This window comes from uncultured Sphingomonas sp. (genome assembly GCF_936927845.1).
Lineage (GTDB): Bacteria > Pseudomonadota > Alphaproteobacteria > Sphingomonadales > Sphingomonadaceae > Sphingomonas.
The window spans coordinates 223,948-238,141 of the sequence record NZ_CAKZHV010000060.1; the positions used below are offsets into that span (position 1 = coordinate 223,948).

Genomic DNA, 14,194 nt, shown 5'->3' on the forward strand with positions numbered 1-14,194 from the left:
CGCTGAGGAGGCAAGCAATGCAGTATTTCGAGGATCTGGAGGTCGGCGCGCGGCAATCGTTCGGTAGCTATCAGGTGACGCGCGAGGAGGTGATCGACTTCGCGTCGCGCTACGACCCGCAGCCCTTCCACCTGTCCGACGAGGCAGCGGCGGCAACGCATTTCGGGCGATTGTCGGCCAGCGGGTGGCACACCTGCGCGATGGTGATGGCGATGCTGGTCGACAATCTGAAGCGCAACCGGCAGGCCGGGCTCGGCTCGCCGGGGATCGACGAGCTTCGCTGGCTGAAGCCGGTCTATCCCGGTGACACGCTGCGCTGCGACACCGAGGTGATCGACAAGCGCCGCTCGGCCTCGCGGCCCGAGATGGGGATCTTCAAGAGCCGGCTGACGGTGTTCAACCAGGACGACGTCGCGGTGATGTCGATGATCTCGAACGGCCTGATCGCGACAAGTCCAACCGCGGGCTGAGCGATCGAATCAAACGCCGTGCCGAGGGTTAGGTCCTCGAAGCCCGCGCCGTCATCCGAGCTTCCGCTAAGCACCCACGACGAACATTAACTCAGCCAATGCTAAGCGTCCCGCTACGTTAAGCGCCCCCCCCCAAACCAACGTCGGCAACCAGGATGGTCTGGCTGCCGACGATCATCAATCAGCGAGGCGACGTAAGACGGTCAGGCCCGCTCAGCGCGGCCCTTGCCCCCGTCCGCCGCGGAAACCGCCGCCGCGACCGCGGAAGCCATCACCGCCACGACCGCCGGGACGGAATGCGCCCTGCGGACGCGGAGTGCGGACACCTTCTGCCCGGTTCTGCTGGCGCAGGTCGCGATAATCCTGCCGCACGTCGCCGCGGTACTCGCGCCGCGCATCCTGCCGACCCTGCTGGAATTGCTCGCGCGTGATCTGCCCGTTGCGATAGGCTTGGCGATTGTCGCGGATATCGCCGCGATAGTCGCGCCGTTCGTTGCGAACGTCGCGGCGGAAGTCGCCCCAGTTCTGTCGCACCTGTGCGTTGCCGCGCCGGCCTTCCCAATAGCGGCGCTGCCCGTCGTTCCAACGGTTAGGCCGGCGGTAGCGATCGTACACGTACACGCCGGTGCCGGGATAATAGAAGTTGTTGTACCAGCCGTAATAACCCGGCGTGTAACCCCCGAAGCCGCCGGCGTAATAAGGATCGCCGTAATAGCCCGCGCCGCCGTAATAGCCGTCGCCATAGTAACCGCTGCCCACGCCGACGTTGACGCCGCTATAGCCATAACCATCGGTGCAGGCACCCAGGCCGAGCCCAAGGCTGCCGAGCAGGGCGACGAGGCCGATACGCTTCAGGTTCATCATCACTCTCCCGTACGCAGGAACGCGGCGGGTACGCGCCGCGGTTCACCGTAGAACGGGGGCGCTACGTCGAGGTTCCGTCAGTGGCCCGGGAACGAAACCAGCGCGTCGACACGGATGTCGTCACGCCTGAGTGCGTCCGCGCCGCCCAGGTCGGGCAGATCGACCAGGAATTGCGCCTGCGTCACCGTGGCGCCCGCTTTGCGCAGCAGTCGGACCGCGGCGCGCGCCGTGCCGCCCGTTGCGATCAGGTCGTCGATCAACAGCACACGCGCACCCGGCGCACATGCGTCGGCGTGGATCGCGATCCGGTCCCGCCCGTATTCGAGCGCGTAATCCTCCGCGATCGTCGCGCCCGGCAGCTTGCCGTCCTTGCGGATCAGCAGCACGCCGGCGCCGAGCGGCACCGCGAGTGCTGCGGCGAACAGGAACCCGCGCGCCTCGATTCCTGCGACCAGATCGACCGGCCCGTGCGCGGCGGCGACCATCCGCTCGACCGCGGTGGAAAGGCCGGTGGGTGACAGCAGCAGGGTCGTGATGTCGCGGAACTGGATATCGGGCTTGGGGAAGTCCGGAATGGTGCGGATCAGCGCCTTGAGGTCGTCGTTTTCCATGCGCGTGCTTGTCGGCGGTGCAGCGGGTTGGTGCAAGTGGGTGTGGATTGGCCGACACGAAGCGCTTCGTAGCCAGCCAAGCTACCCCAAGCCCCTCCCCCCGCCCCCCCTGTTCAAGGAGGAGAGCGGTTAGGCGTTCGGGTAAGCTCCGGCTGTAGATCGGCCTGCCTGTCCTGAACGTCACCCCGGCCTTGATCCGGGGTCGCGCTTCTTCTCGCGACGGCCGAGGTCAGGGCATTCCCAGGTCAACCCCGGGATGGCGTTTGCGGAGCGTGGCGGGTTGGTCCCGAGTGGTCGCGCGCTGGTGGCAGGCGCGCATGTGACAACGGCCGGAGCGTAAGCCCCGGCCGTCGTTTGTCGCTTTTGTCGGGGAGCGCCGCGGGCGAAGCCCGCGTCGTCGGTCGGCGCTTGAGCGCCGCCGGCCGATCGAGCGCGAATGGCGCGCGGCAGCTACGCTGCCTGTGCGCCGCGCTCGATCAATGCTCCACCCCGCGCCACACATTCTGGTACGCGCCCCAAGTCAGGAACACGAAGATCACCAGGAAGATGACCGCGGCCAGACCGGCGGCGTGGCGTGCCTCCAGATTCGGCTCGGCGGTCCAGGTCAGGAACGCCGACACGTCGCGCGCCATCTGGTCGCGGGTCGCCTTGGTGCCGTCCGAATAGGTTACCTGCCCGTCCGAGGTAAGCGGCGGCGGCATCGCGATGTTGAGGTTGGCGAAGTACGGATTGTAGTGCAGCCCCGGCGGGGTCTTCGCGCCCGGGAAGTCCTTGAGCAGTTCCGCCGGCTGGTTGCGATAACCAGTGATCAACGCGTGGACGTAGTTCGGGCCATCCTCGCGCGCCTTGGTGATCAGCGACAGATCGGGCGGCAGCGCGTTGTTGTTGGCGGCGCGCGCAGCGACCTCGTTCGCGAACGGCGACGGGAAATGGTCCGACGGCAAATTCTTGCGCGTCGCGGGCTCGCCCGTCTCCGGGTTCACGCTCGGCTGCTCGATCGCCCACTGGTTGGCGATCGCCTTCACCTCGGCGTCGGAATAGCCGATCTTGGTCAGATCGCGGAACGCAACGTACTTGAGCGAGTGGCAGGCAGCGCACACTTCCTTGTACACCGCGAAACCGCGCTGGACCTGCTGGCGATCGAACTTCCCGAACAGCCCGGCCGAGGGCAGCCCAATGCTCTCGGGATGCAGGTGGAAGACGTGTTCCGCGCTTTCCTTCGCGGGGTCGGTGATCGCGGTCTTGGCGGTACCGAACAGCGCCAGCGCCAGCACGAAGACGAACGCCGCGCCGATCACGATCGAAATGAGACGAGCCATTGTGTTCTTTATCCCCTTTTCGTCGCTGCTCGGCTCAGCTCGCCATCGCGGTCTTGGCGGGCGAGGTGCCGGCGTGCTTCGCCAGCACCGCCTCGGTGATTGAGTTCGGCAGCGGGCGCGGACGCTCCGATGCCGAGACCAGCGGCAGGATGATGAGGAAGTGCGCGAAATAATAACCCGCCGCGATCTGCCCCATGATGACGTTGCGCGCGGTCGCCTCCGCCCCGCCAACGTAGCCGAGCACGAGGATGTCGACGAGCAGCACGACGAGGAACCAGCGATAGGTCGGGCGATAGTTGGCCGAACGCACCGGCGAGGAGTCGATCCACGGCAGGAAGAACAGCAGCAGGATCGAGCCGAACATCGCGAGCACGCCCCACAGCTTCGCCGGCAGGATGAAGTCGGCGGTGAAGCTCTTCAGGATCGCGTAGAACGGCAGGAAGTACCATTCGGGCACGATATGCGCTGGCGTCGAGAGCGGGTTCGCCTCGATGTAATTGTCCGGGTGGCCGAGCAAATTGGGCGAGAAGAAGATGAGTGCTGCAAAGATCAGGAAGAACACCGCGACGCCGACGCCGTCCTTGGCGGTGTAATAGGGGTGGAACGGCACCGTGTCCTGCTCGCCCTTCACGTCGACGCCGGTCGGGTTGTTCGACCCCGGAATGTGCAGCGCCCAGATGTGGAGGATAATGACGCCCGCGGTCACGAACGGCAGCAGATAGTGGAGCGAGAAGAAGCGGTTCAATGCCGCATTGTCGGGCGCGAACCCGCCGAGCAGCCACACGCGGATCGTCTCACCCACGAGCGGGATCGCCGAGAAGAAGCCGGTGATGACCTGCGCACCCCAGAAGCTCATCTGCCCCCAGGGCAGCACGTAGCCCATGAACGCGGTCGCCATCATCAAGAGGAAGATGACGACGCCCAAGAGCCACACCATCTCGCGCGGCGCCTTGTACGAGCCGTAATAGAGCCCGCGCCCGATGTGGATATAGACCACCGCCAGGAACATCGACGCGCCGTTGGCGTGCGCGTAGCGCAGGAACCAGCCGGCGTTGACGTCGCGCATGATGCTCTCGACCGAGCCGAACGCGACCGCGCCGTTGGCGGCATAATGCATGGCGAGCACCACGCCCGTCACGATCTGGCAGACCAGCGCCGCGCCCGCGAGCACGCCGAAGTTCCAGAAATAGTTGAGGTTGCGCGGCACGGGATAACCCGCACCGATCGCGTTGTAGACGAGGCGCGGCAGCGGCAGCTTCTCGTCCACCCACCGCATCAGCGGCTGCTTCGGCTCATAATGCTTGGCCCAGGGAAAGCTCATCTGCGGCTACCTCAACCCACCGTCACGACGGTGTCGGAATTGAATGCGTAATCGGGAACGACCAGGTTCTTCGGCGCCGGACCCTGTCGGATGCGGCCCGCGGTGTCATAGGCCGAACCGTGGCACGGGCAGAAATAGCCGCCGAACGGGCCCTTGTTCTCGCCCTCGCCCGCGCCCAGCGGCACGCAGCCCAGATGGGTGCAGACGCCCAGCGTGATGAGCCAGTTCTTCTTGCCCGCCTTGGTGCGCTCTTCCAGCGTCTGCGGATCGCGCAAGGACGACACCGCGACCGCGTCGGCGGCGGCGATCTCCGCGGGCGTCAGGTTGCGCACGAACAGCGGTTGCTTGCGGAATGACGCCTTGATCGCCTGCCCCGGCTCGATCTTCGAGATGTCGAGCTCGGTGGTCGACAGCGCGAGCACGTCGGCCGAGGGGTTCATCTGGTTGATCAGCGGCAGTACGATCGCGAGCGCGCCGACGCCCGCGAACGACACGGCGGCGATGTTGATGAAGTCGCGACGGCGCGGGTCGTGGAAGGTATCGTCCGCGAGCAGCGCGGGGTCCTCACCCGGAGGAAGCCGATCGTCGACAGTCGCCATTCACACGCGCCCTTGCATTGCCCTGTGGGGCACGTGGCGAGCCTGACACGCCCGCGTACCCCCCTTGTGTGGCCGGCGATCCCCCGGCCGGTCCCTTGATCGCCTGATAGCCAAGCCGCCGCTGCTTTGCCAATCCCATTTTGCAGATGCGTAACGAGCCGGTAAGGCCGGCGTCATGCGTATTGCGCTGTTTCAACCCGATATCGCGGGCAACGTCGGCACGATCCTGAGGCTCGCGGCGTGCATGGGTGCGGGCGTCGACCTGATCGAGCCGATGGGCTTTCCGTGGAGCGACCGCGCGCTCGCACGCGCCGGGATGGACTATGCCGCGGCGGCGAGCGTGACGCGCCACGTCGACTGGGACGCCTTTGTCGCGACCGCGAGCGGCCGCCTCGTACTGGCGACGACGAGCGGCGCGGTGCCGTACACCGACGCGCATTATGCCGGGGACGACGTGCTGCTGTTCGGCTCGGAAAGCGCGGGCGTTCCCGCCAACGTCCACGCGCGCGCCGACCTGCGCGTGCGCGTGCCGATGCGCGAGGGGATGCGTTCGTTGAACGTGGCGGTGTCGTGCGCGATGATCCTGGGCGAGGCGCTGCGGCAGACGGACGCGTGGCCGGCCTGAGACATTCTGCCGCCTCGACGCGGGGCCCCCTCGCCCGCTAAGCGCTAGCGCCATGTTCCAGCTCGACGACCAACAGACCCAAGCCCGCACCTGGTTCGAGCATCTGCGCGACCTGATCTGCGCCGAGTTCGAGGCGATCGAGCGCGAGGCGGGGTCGGACGCCACGTTCGATTACATGCCCTGGGACCGCGCCGACCCGTCGGGCGAGCCCGGTGGCGGGGGCGTGCGCGGCGTGATGAAGGGCCGCGTGTTCGAGAAGGTCGGCGTCAACGTCTCCACGGTCGGCGGCACGTTCGAGGGCGAGTTCGGCCGCACGATCCACGGCGCGGGCGAGGACCCGCGTTTCTTCGCGACGGGCATCAGCCTGGTCGCGCACATGGCCAACCCGCACGTGCCCGCGGTGCACATGAACACGCGCTTCCTGCGCACCACCAAACAGTGGTTCGGCGGCGGCGCCGACCTCAATCCGCCGCTGCCGGTGGCGGAGGATACCGCCGACTTCCACGCGACGCTCAAGGCGGCGTGCGACGCACACGACCCGGGTTACTACCCCCGCTTCAAGGAATGGGCGGACGAGTATTTCTACATTCCACATCGCAAGGTCCACCGCGGCGTCGGCGGCATCTTCTACGATCACCTGGAAAACGACTTCGCGCGCGATCTCGCCTTCACCAAGGACGTCGGCCGCGCGTTCCTCGACACATATCCACGGATCGTCAGACGGCGCATGAATGACGCCTTCACCCCCGACGACGTCGCCGAGCAGCGCCGCTGGCGCGGGCGCTACGCCGAGTTCAACCTCGTCTACGACCGCGGCACCTTGTTCGGGTTGAAGACCGGCGGCAACATCGACGCGATTCTGATGAGCCTTCCCCCGGTCGCGAACTGGGACTAAGGCCAAGTGGCGCTGATCCCGGTACCCGAGGGCGAGCTGGCGACGATCGTCACCACGCTGGAGATGACGCGCCGCCCGCCGCTGCGCCCAATGCCGCCTGCGCCGCTCAGGCTGGTGCGCTGGGCCGAGCCCGACCCTGCAAAATACCGCGCATTGTTCCGCCGCGTCGGCGCGCGCTGGCTGTGGTATTCGCGGCTGGTGATGGATGACGCCGCGCTCGTCGCGATCATCGGCGACCCGCGCGTGCAGGTGTTCGCCGCAGTGGACGCGGGCGGCATCGAGGTCGGGATGGTCGAGCTCGATTTCCGCCACACCGGCACCTGCACGATCGGTTATTTCGCGCTGGTGCCCGAACTCGCGGGGCGGCAGCTGGGGCGCTGGCTGATGGCCGAAACGCTCGCGCGCGCGTGGTTGCCCGGGGTCACCCGCGTCGCGCTCAACACCTGCACGCTCGACCATCCATCGGCGCTGGGCTTCTACCGTGCGCAAGGCTTTGTCGCGGTCCGGCGGACGATCGAGACGTTCCCCGATCCGCGCCTGACGGGCCTGTTGCCCGCCGACGCCGCGCCTCAAGTGCCTCTGTTCGCCAGCCGAACATAGGCCGCCATGCCGATCATCAGCACGGCAAGATGATAGGCCCCGCCCAACAGCGCGATGCCGCCGTCCACCAGGCTCAGCACCAGCAGATTGTCGTTGCCCGGCGCGCGCAGCCATTCGTCGGCGGACAGGAGCGGCACGATCGCGAGCCATTGCAGCAGAAACACCGACACGACCGCGCCCGCCAGCGCGAAGCCCTGCCCGCGCGTCGCACGCCACGAGGTGCGGATCGCTGGCAGGACGCGCTGGCGCGGCGCGCGCGCGAGCAGCGGGATCGTCGCCGACAACCGACCCTGCACCCACAATCCGGGCAGCACGAAAAACCACATCCCGAGCCCGACCGGAACCGCCACCGCGACGCTCGCGAGCGCGAATGGAACGAAACGCCGGCCCGCGGTGCGCAGCGCGCCCGCAACGACCGGGCGATCGGGATCGAGCAGCAGCACCGCGATCGTCGCCAGCCCGAACACCCCGACCGCGTCGGCGAGCAGGTACCAGATGCCGTTTGCCTGACCCCAAAGGCCGACCTGCCCGATCCACGCTTCCAGCATCGCCTGATCGCGGGGCGCTGGCGGCAGCGGGGGCAAGGGATCGCACAGCAATTGCACCGCGAACGCGGGGAACACCACCAAAGGCAGCGCGATGCGCAGGATCAGGTCGGCCTGGCGCCGGAACAGCGACCAGGCATCGGCGAGCAGCCGCGAGAAGGTCAGCGTCATGACAGCGGCAGCGCGTCCGCCTGCGTCGCCTCACGCTCGCGCGCGGCGACGTAGAAGCGTGCGTAGAACACCGTCTGCACGACGGTCATCAGCGCCGTCAGCGCGGAGGACACGACGCCCACCGCCAACCCGACGCCGCCGGTCGCGTCCGCACCGAGCAGCAGCCGCGCGACCACGCCCGACACCGTCGTCGCCGCGATCATCGCAACGATCACGACGATGCCGTACAGGATCACGACGCCGAGCAGCCGCAGCGTCGAGCCGCGCGTCAGCCGGAAACTGCGCGCGAATGCGCCGAGGCCGCGGCGCTCATTGACGATCACCGCGAACAGCGGGACGATCTTGGCGGTCAGCCACAGCCCGACGACGAGCGCGACCAGCGTGACGAGCCCGGCGAGGTTCAGCGCACTGCCGCTCGCGCGCGCCAGGTCGAACCGACCAGTCACCGGATCGAAGGTCGCGCCCGACTGGAGGATCAGCAGCGAGATCGGCAGCCCGATCGCGAGCACCGCGACGACGATCAGCGCGATCGCCCCGAGCGCGGGCAGCAGCCGCTGAAACCCGATGTTCGTCGCGCGCGCCGCGTTGACGTCGGGGTCGCTCGCCACCGCGGTGATCGCGAGCACCCCGGCGATCAGCAGCACGCTCGCGGCGAGCGACACCAGCGAGGCGACAAAGGCGAGCGGCGTGGCGGGCGGGGCGAATGCACTCACCCCCGCGCTCACGACGCCGGGCAGGAAAAAGAACAGCAGCGCCAATCGCGCCAGGATGCCGCTGCGCCCCTGCAGCACATCAACCGTGCGATCCCAGACCAGCCCCATCCGCATCATCGTTCCCCCTGTTCGCCCGATGCCTGTCACCCCGTCCGCGCGGGACACGGCGCAGGCGCGATGCGCTGCGGCCTAGCCGATCCACCGCGCGTCGCCAATTGCCCGTACGTGGCATTTGCGCGAGTGCCGGCACCCGCCGGCCCAGGGCATCCCCCTTCCCGAAACCGACCACCCGTTGCCAAGGTTGCCGCCGCATCGCATCTGAGGTCGCGTGAACGGACTTGACGATATCGAATGGCGCGTGACGCCGGGGCTGACGCCGTACGACCAGTCGCTGGCCGAGATGGAGGCGCGCGCCGCCGGGGTGGCAGCGGGCGAGGCACGCGAACTGATCTGGCTGCTCGAGCATCCGCCGGTCTATACCGCGGGCACGAGCGCGGACCCCGCCGAGCTGGTCGACGCGCGCTTTCCGGTGATGCCGGCGGGACGCGGCGGGCGCTACACCTATCACGGACCCGGGCAGCGCGTCGGCTATCTGGTGCTCGACCTGAACAAGCGCGGGCGCGACGTGCGCTGCTTCGTCCACGCGGTCGAGGGTTGGGTGATCGCCGCGCTGGCGCATGTCGGGATCGAGAGTTTCCGCGCGCCCGGACGGATCGGCATCTGGACGCATGATCGTTCGGGGCAGGAGGCGAAGATCGGTGCGATCGGGATTCGCGTGCGCCGCTGGGTCACGTTGCACGGCTTTGCGGTCAATTTGCACCCCGATCTGTCGCATTTTGGCGGGATCGTGCCGTGCGGGATCGCGGACTATCCGGTGACCAGCGCGCAAGCACTTGAAAAAGCGGTCGACGGTGCAACCTTCGACGCCGCGCTGGCGTTCACCGCCAGACCTTTTCTCCAAAGCCTTTCTTGTCACGGTGAAATCGAGGCTTGAGGGGTGGTCGCGTACCGATTACCATCAATGCTGATTTGGGTATTCACGACCCCAACGGTCTCCAAATCTACAGTCTAGGGAGCAAATTCATGCGTGCCATCATCACCAAGGTTCTGACCGGCTCGGCACTCGCAGCAGCCGCACTCGCGGTTTCGGCGTGCGGTTCGAAGACCGAGACCACCACCGACAACACCATGATCACCGACATGAACGCCACCGAGGGCATGGACACCATGTCGGACAACATGACTGCCGTCGACGGCAGCATGAACGGCGGCATGATGGCGAACGACACGATGGGCGCCGGCATGGGCGGCAACGACATGATGATGTCGAACACCATGTCGTCGACCACGACCACCAACGCGATGTAATCTGCCGCTTCAGGCACTTACGATGCGAAAGGCCGTCCGGGCGACCGGGCGGCCTTTTCTTTTGCGCGACGCCACTCGCCTGTTCGTGATCGGCCGTCGCGACACAGCGGAATTCGGCCCCTCGCGGTTCGCCGCTCCCTGCCGTTTCACCGAACACGCCCTGGTCAGATCGTTTCGATCGCGTCTCCGTTTTGCGATGGAACGCAGCGGAATCATGGCAGAAAATGCTTGGGGCCGTTAACCAACGTTGGTAAAAGCTCGACCCATGGGGCGCGATCGGGGCGCGCGGGTGAGGAGTGTCGAACATGGGGTTGGTTCGGTTCGTCGGCGTGGGCGCCGCAACCGTGTTGGCGTTGTCGAGCGTATCGGCGTCTGCGCAATTCTATCTGCAGCACAAGGATCTGAGCGCGCCCGCGATCACGGGCAGCGAGGCGGACGTCGGCATGGTCCTCCCCGGTGCGACCGAGGCCGAACAGCGCGCGGGGATCGCGTGGAACATGCGCGCCGCGCTCAACGTCGCCGCGCTGCAATGCCAGTTCGAACCGACCTTGTTCACCGTCGACAAGTACAATGCGCTGTTAACCGATCATGAAAGCGAGCTGAAGTCGTCGTACGACACGCTCACCAAATATTTCATGCGGGTCAACAAGACGAAGAAGGAAGGCCAGCAGGCGCTCGACCAGTTCGGCACGCGCACTTATTCCAGCTTCGCGACCGTCAACTCGCAGTTCAACTTCTGCCGCACCGCCGGCGACATCGGGCGTGAGGCATTGTTCAGCCCGCGCGGACAGTTCACGCAATTGTCGCTGGGTCGCATGCGCGAACTGCGCAACAGCCTGACGCCGTGGGGCGACCAGGCGATCGTCCGCGTCGGCCGCCCCATGCCCGCCACGCTGCCGCGGTTCGAGAAGATCTGCTGGAAGGGCAGCGAGTATAACGTCAAGCGCTGCGGCGACCCGCTCGTCCCGGTCGTGTACGCGGCGCGTTGACCAACACCACGGCCGCGGCGTTCCTGCGACCAACGCCGCGGTCGCTCGTTCGCGCGGGTGACGGCAACCTGCCTCAGCGCACGGCCGCGACTCAGTTCCCATCATCGGACCGGATGAGAGCCCGGTTCTTCCAACGTTGACCGGGCGGCTCCGCAATAAGGTTTTCGCGCGCACAGGCAGTGTCCCGCGGACGCGACACCTTAGCTAGGGTCGCCTCCACGCGAAGCCCCGCTCAGCACCTCGCCCTCCCGCCTGCCAGTAAGCCATCCGGCGAGTCGTCCGGATACACGAACAAACCAGGTACGCCACCGCGCTGGAAAGCCGTGCGCCGCCGTTGCCCACACAAAGAGCGCTCACAACATCTAGCGCGTCGATCAGGCACTCACACCTACATATCGAATTTGTTCACAGAAAAACCACCTGCCTGCCACGCGTCCGGGGTGGCGGCAGGAGCGCGCTTCCCGTATCATCTGCGTGCATGCCGGCGACTGTCTCGCCGCGTCGCACCGGGAGCAGACCTTGGTCGAATCGAGCCGCCACACGATCGCCGCCGCGCCGCCTGCGCGCGCCGCGACATCGTGCACGCGCGCGCGCGATCGTCGCCTCACCGTCTGCCGCGCAGGAAAAACCCCGGCCCGCGTATCCGCCAGGGACACGCGAACCGGGGCCGTTCGTCACCGCTTGAGCGGCGCGCGCTTACTCCGATTCTTCGAACTGCACCGCTTCGGCACCGTTCGCCGACAGACGGACCTTGCCGTCCTCGACATCGGCGACGAGGCCGAGCGAGATGTAATGGTGCTTCGCGCCCTGGCCGTCCTCGGTCTGCGGCGAATCGTTCTTGGTCAGCTTGATACGGTCGCCCTCGACATGGTCGACGGTGCCGACATGGGTGCCGTCGGCGCCGATGACTTCGGCATGTTCCTGGATCTGGCTGGCGTCGACCATCGTGTCACTCCTTCGTTGATGGGGTCGGGGGCGGAACGCACGATCGCGCGGTTGGTCGCATCGCCGTTAATCTCATCGGCGCGCGCGGCATGAGTTGGTCGATCGTCATCATGTACGCGGTCGCCGCCGTCCTCGCGCTCGTCGGCGCGGGGCTGCTGCTCGCACTCACGCGGCCGAGCGGCCCGGCCAAAGTCTACGTCTTCCGCATGGCGGGCATCATGCTGCTCGCGGGCGGCGTCGTGCTGGCGATGAGCGCGACCGCGATGCGCGAGTGGAGCGCGGAAGACTCGTTAACCGCGAACGCGCAGAGCGTGGGCCTATGAGGCACCCGCTCGCCCTGTTCGCGACGGTCGCGCTGCTGGTCGCGGGCGCGTTGCTGTTCGCGCTCGGCCTCGTGCAGTTGCGCCGCCGCCACCTGCCGCGGCGCACCCCCACCCGCGCCGCGCTCGCGGGTGCGCGCGACTGTTTCCTCGGCGCGCTGACGCTTGGCGTCGCCGGCCATCACCTCAACACCATCCTGTCGGAGTAACCCCCATGTCCCTCCTCCACGCATCCAAGCAGTACAAGCCGTTCGAATACCCCTGGGCGTTCGAATTCTGGAAGCGCCAGCAACAGCTCCACTGGCTGCCCGAGGAAGTGCCCTTGGGTGAGGATTGCCGCGACTGGGCGCAGAAGCTGACCGATCACGAGCGCAACCTGCTGACGCAGATCTTCCGCTTCTTCACCCAGGCCGACGTCGAGGTGCAGGATTGCTACCACGAGAAATACGGCCGCGTGTTCAAGCCGACCGAGATCAAGATGATGCTGACCGCGTTCAGCAACATGGAAACGGTCCACATCGCGGCCTACTCGCACCTGCTCGACACGATCGGCATGCCCGAGAGCGAGTATGGCGCCTTCCTCGAATATGCCGAGATGAAGGACAAGCATGATTACATGCAGAACTTCGGGGTCGACAGCGACGAGGATATCGCACGCACGCTCGCGATGTTCGGCGGCTTCACCGAGGGCGTGCAGCTCTTCGCCTCCTTCGCAATGCTGATGAACTTCCCGCGCTTCAACAAGATGAAGGGCATGGGGCAGATCGTGTCCTGGTCGGTGCGCGACGAGAGCCTCCACTGCGAGGGCATTATCCGCATGTTCCACGCCTTCTGCGCCGAGCGCCAGTGCCTGACCAAGGCGGTCAAGGACGACATCGCCGACGTGTGCCAGACGACGATCCGGCTCGAGGACAATTTCATCGACCTGGCGTTCGAGATGGGCCCGGTCGAGGGGATGAAGCCCAAGGATATCAAGAAGTACATCCGCTACATCGCCGACTGGCGCATGGGCCAATTGGGCCTGAAGCCGATCTACATGATCGACGAGCACCCGATCCCCTGGCTCACCCCGCTGCTGAACGGCGTCGAGCACGCCAACTTCTTCGAAACCCGCGCGACCGAGTACTCGAAGGCCGCGACCAAGGGCCAGTGGAACGACGTCTGGGACGCGTTCGACAAGCGCAAGAAGGCAAAGGACGCCAAGCCCGCGAACGAGGACGTGGTGGCCGAGGCGGATATGTTCGGTGGGGTTGCGGCTGAATAGCCACTCTCAACGCTTGAAAGGACAGCTAAATAACAGCGAGCGTGCAATTTAGCTGTCCGAAGCTCTTGGTTGGAACATCGAAACTAAGGACACAATCCCGACACATCCTCTTGATGGCGTCGACCCCTGGGAGTGTCATGATCAGCATATTGCCGAGCGAAACAAGCTGATCGCTGCAAAACGCGATGCTGAAGATGGATTCATAAAGACGATCGTGCAGCTTTGCTCCGCCATCGTGTTAGCAGTACCAGCAGCTTTAAAGCTAACCGACGATAACCATAGTTCACCAACTGCACCTGTTGTGGCTGCTATCGTTATACTTGCCCTCTCTCTCACTCTTGCGTTGTCAGAGCAGTTTTTAAGCTCCTTAGCCTATGAAAAGCAGCTCGCAAAAACGGACGCTTACTACAGACGAGAGATCAGTGATGTATCAAGCCCAACGCTGTCGAAAATTGTACGCTTGACAATCATTGCCACGTTTGTCTCATTTCTAATCGGAACGCTACTTCTAAGCTCAGCGCTTCTTCTGGGCCCTTGGAGAACAAACTTGGCACAAACACCAACACCGCGTCCTA

At 65.9% G+C, this 14,194-nt stretch carries 18 protein-coding genes; 10 read left to right on the top strand and 8 right to left on the bottom strand.

What is annotated here, in order from left to right; genetic code table 11:
* Positions 1-17 precede the first annotated feature (17 nt).
* Positions 18-470, top strand: coding sequence for a MaoC family dehydratase (locus Q0579_RS12960; RefSeq protein ID WP_298813036.1), 453 nt, complete (start codon positions 18-20; stop codon positions 468-470).
* A 213-nt stretch (positions 471-683) separates the two neighbouring features.
* On the opposite strand, the gene Q0579_RS12965 is transcribed toward Q0579_RS12960, so the two are convergent.
* The 5 genes from Q0579_RS12965 to petA all read right to left on the bottom strand — a co-directional run bounded on the left by Q0579_RS12965 (position 684) and on the right by petA (position 5,184).
* The gene (locus Q0579_RS12965) at positions 684-1,331 is read right to left on the bottom strand and encodes a hypothetical protein (RefSeq protein ID WP_298813039.1); all 648 of its coding nucleotides are present in this window, start codon (positions 1,329-1,331) and stop codon (positions 684-686) included.
* A gap of 80 nt (positions 1,332-1,411) precedes the next feature.
* Positions 1,412-1,945: an adenine phosphoribosyltransferase gene (locus Q0579_RS12970; RefSeq protein ID WP_298813041.1), complete on the bottom strand. Its 534-nt coding sequence runs from the start codon at positions 1,943-1,945 to the stop codon at positions 1,412-1,414.
* Between the two features lie 476 nt (positions 1,946-2,421).
* Positions 2,422-3,264, bottom strand: coding sequence for a cytochrome c1 (locus Q0579_RS12975; protein WP_298813043.1), 843 nt, complete (start codon positions 3,262-3,264; stop codon positions 2,422-2,424).
* Between the two features lie 34 nt (positions 3,265-3,298).
* The gene (locus tag Q0579_RS12980; RefSeq protein WP_298813045.1) at positions 3,299-4,585 is read right to left on the bottom strand and encodes a cytochrome b N-terminal domain-containing protein; all 1,287 of its coding nucleotides are present in this window, start codon (positions 4,583-4,585) and stop codon (positions 3,299-3,301) included.
* Between the two features lie 11 nt (positions 4,586-4,596).
* Positions 4,597-5,184, bottom strand: coding sequence for a ubiquinol-cytochrome c reductase iron-sulfur subunit (gene petA / locus Q0579_RS12985; protein ID WP_298813047.1), 588 nt, complete (start codon positions 5,182-5,184; stop codon positions 4,597-4,599).
* A gap of 175 nt (positions 5,185-5,359) precedes the next feature.
* On the opposite strand from petA, the gene Q0579_RS12990 reads away from it, so the two are divergent.
* The 3 genes from Q0579_RS12990 to Q0579_RS13000 are packed head-to-tail and all read left to right on the top strand — an operon-like array spanning position 5,360 to position 7,304.
* The gene (locus tag Q0579_RS12990) at positions 5,360-5,809 is read left to right on the top strand and encodes a tRNA (cytidine(34)-2'-O)-methyltransferase (protein WP_298813049.1); all 450 of its coding nucleotides are present in this window, start codon (positions 5,360-5,362) and stop codon (positions 5,807-5,809) included.
* 52 nt (positions 5,810-5,861) lie between these two features.
* Positions 5,862-6,704 carry an oxygen-dependent coproporphyrinogen oxidase gene (hemF, locus tag Q0579_RS12995; RefSeq protein ID WP_298813052.1) on the top strand — a complete coding sequence of 281 codons (843 nt, stop codon included), beginning with the start codon at positions 5,862-5,864 and terminating at the stop codon, positions 6,702-6,704.
* A 6-nt stretch (positions 6,705-6,710) separates the two neighbouring features.
* Positions 6,711-7,304, top strand: a complete 594-nt coding sequence (locus Q0579_RS13000; RefSeq protein WP_298813054.1) for a GNAT family N-acetyltransferase — start codon at positions 6,711-6,713, stop codon at positions 7,302-7,304.
* Here the strand turns inward: Q0579_RS13000 and Q0579_RS13005 are convergent.
* Together Q0579_RS13005 and Q0579_RS13010 are read right to left on the bottom strand one after the other, a co-directional pair.
* Positions 7,274-8,020 carry a hypothetical protein gene (locus Q0579_RS13005; protein ID WP_298813056.1) on the bottom strand — a complete coding sequence of 249 codons (747 nt, stop codon included), beginning with the start codon at positions 8,018-8,020 and terminating at the stop codon, positions 7,274-7,276. The genes Q0579_RS13000 and Q0579_RS13005 overlap by 31 nt on opposite strands.
* Complete coding sequence (locus Q0579_RS13010; protein ID WP_298813058.1) at positions 8,017-8,841, bottom strand: hypothetical protein; 825 nt, start codon at positions 8,839-8,841, stop codon at positions 8,017-8,019. Before Q0579_RS13010 ends, Q0579_RS13005 begins: the two co-directional genes overlap by 4 nt.
* Before the next feature lie 220 nt (positions 8,842-9,061).
* Between Q0579_RS13010 and lipB the strand changes: the two genes are divergently transcribed.
* From lipB to Q0579_RS13025, 3 genes are all read left to right on the top strand, one after another.
* On the top strand, positions 9,062-9,727 hold the full coding sequence (lipB, locus tag Q0579_RS13015; RefSeq protein WP_298813061.1) for a lipoyl(octanoyl) transferase LipB: 666 nt from the start codon (positions 9,062-9,064) through the stop codon (positions 9,725-9,727).
* Between the two features lie 89 nt (positions 9,728-9,816).
* Positions 9,817-10,101, top strand: a complete 285-nt coding sequence (locus Q0579_RS13020) for a hypothetical protein (RefSeq protein WP_298813063.1) — start codon at positions 9,817-9,819, stop codon at positions 10,099-10,101.
* Positions 10,102-10,406: 305 nt separating this feature from the next.
* Positions 10,407-11,090, top strand: coding sequence for a hypothetical protein (locus Q0579_RS13025; RefSeq protein ID WP_298813066.1), 684 nt, complete (start codon positions 10,407-10,409; stop codon positions 11,088-11,090).
* Positions 11,091-11,786: 696 nt separating this feature from the next.
* Here the strand turns inward: Q0579_RS13025 and Q0579_RS13030 are convergent.
* A complete protein-coding gene (locus Q0579_RS13030) occupies positions 11,787-12,035 on the bottom strand; it encodes a DUF2171 domain-containing protein (protein WP_019515814.1) in 249 nt (82 codons plus the stop codon).
* 89 nt (positions 12,036-12,124) lie between these two features.
* Here Q0579_RS13030 and Q0579_RS13035 point away from each other — a divergent pair, with 89 nt between their 5' ends.
* The 3 genes from Q0579_RS13035 to Q0579_RS13045 are packed head-to-tail and all read left to right on the top strand — an operon-like array spanning position 12,125 to position 13,619.
* Positions 12,125-12,358 (top strand): hypothetical protein, encoded by a 234-nt coding sequence (locus Q0579_RS13035; protein ID WP_298813069.1) that lies wholly within the window; start codon positions 12,125-12,127, stop codon positions 12,356-12,358.
* Positions 12,355-12,564 carry a hypothetical protein gene (locus Q0579_RS13040; RefSeq protein WP_298813071.1) on the top strand — a complete coding sequence of 70 codons (210 nt, stop codon included), beginning with the start codon at positions 12,355-12,357 and terminating at the stop codon, positions 12,562-12,564. The genes Q0579_RS13035 and Q0579_RS13040 overlap by 4 nt, the downstream gene beginning before the upstream one ends.
* 5 nt (positions 12,565-12,569) lie before the next feature.
* Positions 12,570-13,619, top strand: coding sequence for a ribonucleotide-diphosphate reductase subunit beta (locus Q0579_RS13045; RefSeq protein WP_093005379.1), 1,050 nt, complete (start codon positions 12,570-12,572; stop codon positions 13,617-13,619).
* Positions 13,620-14,194 lie beyond the last annotated feature (575 nt).